This is a genomic window from Streptomyces radiopugnans, from assembly GCF_900110735.1.
In the GTDB taxonomy this organism is placed as follows: Bacteria; Actinomycetota; Actinomycetes; order Streptomycetales; family Streptomycetaceae; genus Streptomyces; species Streptomyces radiopugnans.
In genome coordinates, this window is record NZ_FOET01000038.1 from 1 (window position 1) to 1,169 (window position 1,169).

The window sequence follows — 1,169 nt, forward strand, 5'->3', positions numbered from 1 at the left end:
GTCACCCGCCCGGACATCGTGGCCTCGGTGCACGAGGCGTATTTCGCGGTGGGGGTGGACTGTGTGGAGACCAACACCTTCGGTGCGAACTTCGCGGCGCTGGCGGAGTACGACATCGCCGGCCGGGTGGGGGAGCTGTCCGAGGCCGGGGCGCGGATCGCGCGGGAGGTGGCGGACTCCTTCACCGGGAGGGACGGGCGCCAGAGGTGGGTGCTGGGGTCGATGGGGCCGGGCACCAAGCTGCCCACGCTGGGCCATGTCGAGTACCGCACGCTGCGGGACGCCTACCAGGCCAATGCCGAGGGTCTGGTGGTGGGTGGGGCGGACGCGCTGCTGGTGGAGACCACTCAGGATCTGCTGCAGACCAAGGCGGCGGTGCTGGGGGCGCGGCGGGCGCTGGAGGCGCTGGGCGTGGATCTGCCGGTGATCTGCTCGGTGACGGTGGAGACGACCGGCACGATGCTGCTGGGCAGTGAGATCGGGGCCGCGCTGTGTGCGCTGGAGCCGCTGGGCATCGACATGATCGGCCTGAACTGCGCCACCGGTCCGGCCGAGATGAGCGAGCACCTGCGCTACCTCGCGCGCCACTCCCGCATCCCGCTGTTGTGCATGCCGAACGCGGGTCTGCCGGAGCTGACCGCGGACGGTGCGCGCTATCCGCTGACCGCGGGCGAGTTGGCGGATGCGCAGGAGGGGTTTGTTCGCGAGTACGGGTTGTCGTTGGTGGGGGGGTGTTGCGGGACGACGCCGGAGCATCTGCGGCAGGTGGTGGAGCGGGTGCGGGGCCTGGTGCCGGCCGGGCGGGAGGTGCGGCCGGAGCCGGGGGCGGCGTCGTTGTACCAGGCGGTGCCGTTCCGCCAGGACACCGCCTATCTGGCGATCGGGGAGCGGACCAACGCCAACGGGTCGAAGAGGTTCCGCACCGCGATGCTTCAGGGGCGGTGGGAGGACTGTGTGGAGATCGCGCGGGAGCAGATCCGTGAGGGCGCGCATCTGCTGGATGTGTGCGTGGACTATGTGGGGCGGGACGGGGTGGCGGACATGGCCGAGCTGGCCGGGCGGCTGGCGACGGCCTCCACGCTGCCGATCGTTTTGGATTCCACCGAGCCGGCCGTGATCGCCGCCGGGTTGGAGAAGCTGGGCGGCCGGGCGGTGATCAACAGTGTGAA

General features: G+C 71.1%; 1 protein-coding gene. It reads left to right on the forward strand.

Annotation, left to right across the window (positions count from 1 at the left end):
* On the forward strand, nucleotides 1-1,169 hold a 1,169-nt coding region (locus BMY40_RS27340; protein ID WP_177214160.1), incomplete at both ends, for a homocysteine S-methyltransferase family protein.